The sequence below is a fragment of the Sphingomonas yabuuchiae genome, assembly GCF_001477495.1.
GTDB lineage: Bacteria > Pseudomonadota > Alphaproteobacteria > Sphingomonadales > Sphingomonadaceae > Sphingomonas > Sphingomonas yabuuchiae_A.
Map to the genome: position 1 here is coordinate 1 of NZ_LDTF01000120.1, position 4,610 is coordinate 4,610.

Below are 4,610 nucleotides of genomic sequence, written 5' to 3' on the forward strand. Positions count from 1 at the left end.
ATTGGCCGCATCGCCGTCGACCGGTGCCCGGCGACCATCGCGCGACCCTGGGCGGAACGGTGTCGCCACCAGCGAGGCGTCGACCATCGTGCCCTGTTTCAGGATCAGCCCACGCACGGCCAGTTGCCGCTCGAAGGCGACGAACAACGCCTCGCCCAGGCCCGCCTCCAGCAGCCGGTTGCGGAACCGGCAGACGGTGCTGTGGTCGGGCGGCGTATCCTCCAGCGACAGCCCGACAAAGCGGCGAAACGACACCCGGTCGTCCAGCGCTTCCTCCAGCCCATGGTCCGACAGCGCATGGATACGCTGCAACACCAACGCCTTGACCATCAGCAGCGCATCAAAGGGCGGGCGACCGCCCCGCTCGGCACGCAGCGGCGACAACAGCGACCCCAGATCGGCCCAGTCCACTTCCCGCGACAACCGCTCCAGCCGGACATTGCGACCCAGACGCGGCGACACCAGCCCATCCACCAAGCAACCCTGATCCATCGCTAACGCCCCCCAGCTTGCGATAATGAATCACCCGCGCAGGTCTTTTGCAACAATCCCCTTCAGGGGAGGGGTTGGGGTGGGGCCTCTCCATCCGCGTCCTGCCTGCGGGGACGCCCCACTCCCTGCAGTTCCCCTGAAGGGGAGGGGAGGATATAGCCGGTGCGGATCAGGAAGGCGCGGAGGGACTCTGGGAAGCTCGTGAAATGCGGTCCCTTATTCGGCTGCCAAAGGTCGCGGTCCCGCTCGTAGTGCGCCAGCATCGTCGCCCAGGCAGAGCGGAACCGCCCTGCGCGGGCGGCGTCGGCGACATAGGCGGCGCAGGCGCCGTTGCGAAAGGTTTCCTTCGACAGGCAGTGTGGTTCCAGCAGCGCCATGTCGACCGCGAAGGCGGGGCGCAGCGCGGGATCGCGGCTTTCGTCGACCACGCGGCCCCGCTTCACCGCGAACAGCCGGAGCGGGCGCGGGGTGCACGCGTTGCAGCCGAAGACGTTGCCGAAGGCTCCGTCCCGCAAAGACAGATCGAGGAAGCCGTCCCCCGACAGGTCGCGCGGTTCGTCGGCGATCTCGCCCTGCAATAGCCCGCCAGAGAGCGACCCCAGGGACAGGACTCGGTAGTCGCGCCCGTCCGGCGCCAGGAACTGCACACTGAGATTGCCCGCCGATCCGCCCGACTGGCTCTCGACGATGACGCCGGGACGGGGATCGCCGTGCCCGAAGCGCACGACCGCGATCCGGGCATAGCCGCTCCGGGGATCGGTGGTGACGGACAGCGGTGCTATCCCGGCCGCGCGGACCGTGACCTTCGCCTGGTTGTTATAGCCGTCCCAGCGGCAGGAGCTTTCCCCCTCGGGGTACGCGGGGCAGGGCAGGGGCGCGACCTCCACCGTCACACCGCTCGAGGTGAAGGCGATCGGGGCCCGGCTCGACGGCAGCCAGGTCTGGAAATGGCCGATCGGCACCGAAACGGGGGCAGGCACCCCCGGAACGCTGGCGAGAAGAAGCGCAGGCCACAGCAGAAGAGACATGGGAATCACCCGAGGGACAGGACCGTCCGGCACCATGATGCGCCGGGCCGGATGGCGGCGCAATGTGGGATCGTGCGCTTTGCGGGGGAGCTTTGGGCGGTCCAGCGCCGCGCCCTCCCGTCAAGATGACGACGGCCTGTCACAATTAATCTATATTTATGGTTAATCGGCCTTGGCATGACGCGGATGCCGTCCCGCCCCATGGCATCCCATGGCGGTGGTGGCGGTCGATGTGCTTCGGTGGATGGCCGGGCGGAGCGGCCATCCCCGTCCCCTCATCCGCCCCGAGTGGATTCGTGACCGATACGCCTTTCCTGACCCGCCGCAATGTCCTGGCCGGGACCGCCTGTGCCATCGTGCTGCCGTTGATCCAGGCCTGCGCCGACGGCAGTTCGTCGGACCTGGTCCGGCCGATACCCGGTCCGACGCCGACTCCATCCCCTGTTCCAACCCCGACACCAACCCCGACGCCGATCCGGCCGAACACGCTGGTCGCCGACCGGCTGTCGATCGCGGTTGCGGGTTCGAGCAGCCCGGCTTTCTATCTGTCGCTTTTCGACGGGCCCGCGACCAACATGGCGGTCACCGCCACCAGCGACGGGACCAATTTCGCGCCCCTCGCCAAGGGCGCGTTCGGCAAGACGGCGGGGAACGCGATCAACGCCGCGACCGGGCGGGCGGTGCGCTTCGTGCGCGGTGGGGTGGGGGGGACGACGCTGGTCCAATGGGCCGCGACCGGCTCCTCGATGCGCGCCGACTTGGTCCGCGCCATCGTCGCGGCCGGCGGTGTCGACATCCTGTTGCTGCAGGTCGGGCGCAATGACGTGGCCGACCGGCTGGTCGGCGACCTGGCCACCCAGCTCGCGCTGATCCGCACGCTGATCGCCGCCCTGCGCCGCGAGACGGGGCTGCCCGACCTAACCGTCTTCATCGGCGGGTCGCAGAATGTCCTGACCGGCGATCCCGCCCAGCAGCGGATGCAGGGCACCCAGCGTCAGGCGGAGATGACCGTCGCGCTGGGCGACGCCCATGTCCGCTATGGCTTTGCCACCTACGACCTGCCGGTCTTCGACGGCACCCATCAGACCGAGCAGGGGCAAATTCGCGCCGGGCAACGCTTCGCTGCGCAGGTGCTCGCCTGGTTGCAGGGGCGGGCGGGCCCGCGCGGCCCCCGTCTGGTGTCGGCGCGCGCGGTCGGCACCAGCCAGACCGAGGTGACGCTGGCGCTGACCGATGGCGTCGATATCACGCCCGCCAGCAATATCCTGGGCTTTCAGGTCACCGACAACGGGCAGGCCGTGCCGCTGACGGGCGCGGTTCGGACCGGTCGCACGACCATCCTGCTGTCGCACGGTGCGATCGGCCAGACGGCGCGCGGCGTCGCCTATGGCCTGACCACCGCCCCCGATGACCAGAACGGCGTGCATGACACCAGCGCCGACCGGCTGCCGATGGAGCCGTCGCTGGGGATCGTCATGGCCGCGGGCTGATCCCGCCGTTGCGCGACCCGACGCCGTCAGTCCGTCACGGGCTTCGCCTCGGCGCGCTGCTGGGTGATATAGCCGAGTTCGTGCTGCGCGACGGCGTCGTTCGCATTCAGCGCCAGCGCGTCGCGATACCGCTTCTCCGCCTCGTCATAACGATGCAGCTCGACCAGCGCATAGCCCTGGCAGCGCAGCGCCGCGCCCTGCTGGATCGGCCTGATCGCGGGATCGGCGATGCCCGCGGCCTCGCCCGCCTTGGTGCAAATCGCCAACATGCGCGGCCAGTCCTTTTCCAGCCGGATTAGCTGGCCATATTCGGTCTGGTACTGGGCATACATCGGCGCCAGCACCAGCAGCCGTTCGTAGATCGCCTTGGCCTCCACCACCCGGCCGAGATCGACCAGCGCATAGCCCTTCAGATAGAGCGCGGTGCAATAGCCGGGCGGCACCGCCACGGCCGCCACCTTATCCCTGGCTGCCATCGTCAGGTAGAGCAGCGTCTCCTGCACCGACATGCCGCAATAGATGCGCCGGGTTTCGTTGGCATGATCCGCGTCATAGGTGGCGAGGACCGGGGTCAGAATGTCGATCGCCGCCTGGGGCTGGTGCACGCGCACCGACCGAGCGGCCGCCTGAAGCTGCGGCGTCATCCGCTCGTCGAGCGACGGGGGCTTGGCGACGGGAGGGGCGGGGGCCGCCTGAACGGCCAGCAGCAGCGCCGCGATCGAAGACAAAAGGCTCATCGACACTCCCCCTCGACCATGCGGACCTCGCATGGTTCGGGACAAGCCTACATCACCGGTATCGGCCGATTCCTGACGGCATCATGACGAAGATGTACCGGGCGAAGGTCATCCGATGTCTCGACCGATCCCGATGGCGGACTTAGGATCGAGCCATGGCGTGATAAGGATATCGTCTGTGGGGGCATGGGGCGCACTGATCATGGGCTTCTTCGGCGCGGTGTTCGCCTCGATGACGCTGTATTGGCAATGGCACCTTCACGGCGTCGTGCTGGCCCTGCCCTTTCTGGGGTTTATCCTGATCGGCATCGCCGCGCACCATGTGATCCGCGCGCCGGGCCAGGGTATCACGCCAACGCCGGGCGAGGAACGCGCCATCCTGTGGAGCAGTATCGGCGAAGGCGTCGGTCTTTTCCTGGCGGCCAATATCGTCATGAACCTGCATCGGCCCGATCTTCTTCTGCCGTCGATGGCGCTGGTGGTCGGGCTGCATTTCCTGCCGATCGCGTTCGCCGGAGGCTTCCGTCCGTTCTATGGGCTGGGAACGGTGCTGATCGTCGCGGCAATCATGGGCTTTGTCATCGAGGCTCCGACGGGCGGCGAGGTGGCGGGGTTGATGGCCGCTGGAGCACTCTGGCTGGCGTCCGGCATGGCCCTGCGTCGCGACGGATTGGCAAAGGCGCGCACGGCCTGATCCTTTCCGGTCCGCCATCTCTGTCGCCATGCGCGGGTGAGGACGGAACCAACGCACGGCCCCGCCGCTATGCCGGGCATGGCAAATGACGACGACAAGCCCGGCAACGTGACCCACCGTGCCGTTCCCAGCGGCCGCTTCGCGCGGGCGGGCGCGTTCGGGCGGCTGG

The 4,610-nt window shown here is 68.3% G+C and carries 5 protein-coding genes; 2 read left to right on the plus strand and 3 right to left on the minus strand.

The genetic code is table 11. The features are described 5' to 3' along the window. Together NS355_RS17145 and NS355_RS17150 are read right to left on the minus strand one after the other, a co-directional pair. A partial coding sequence (locus NS355_RS17145) for a transposase (RefSeq protein ID WP_167345490.1) occupies positions 1–492 on the minus strand: 492 nt, incomplete at its 3' end. 62 nt (positions 493–554) lie between these two features. After that, a complete protein-coding gene (locus NS355_RS17150) occupies positions 555–1,520 on the minus strand; it encodes a hypothetical protein (protein ID WP_153008271.1) in 966 nt (321 codons plus the stop codon). Positions 1,521–1,816: 296 nt separating this feature from the next. On the opposite strand from NS355_RS17150, the gene NS355_RS17155 reads away from it, so the two are divergent. Further along, positions 1,817–3,010, plus strand: coding sequence for a sialate O-acetylesterase (locus NS355_RS17155; RefSeq protein ID WP_058746790.1), 1,194 nt, complete (start codon positions 1,817–1,819; stop codon positions 3,008–3,010). 26 nt (positions 3,011–3,036) lie between these two features. Here NS355_RS17155 and NS355_RS17160 read toward each other — a convergent pair whose 3' ends face one another. Next, a complete protein-coding gene (locus NS355_RS17160) occupies positions 3,037–3,747 on the minus strand; it encodes a tetratricopeptide repeat protein (protein WP_058746791.1) in 711 nt (236 codons plus the stop codon). Positions 3,748–3,925: 178 nt separating this feature from the next. On the opposite strand from NS355_RS17160, the gene NS355_RS17165 reads away from it, so the two are divergent. Beyond that, entirely contained in the window at positions 3,926–4,441 is a 516-nt protein-coding gene (locus tag NS355_RS17165; protein ID WP_058746792.1) for a hypothetical protein, read from the plus strand. Positions 4,442–4,610 lie beyond the last annotated feature (169 nt).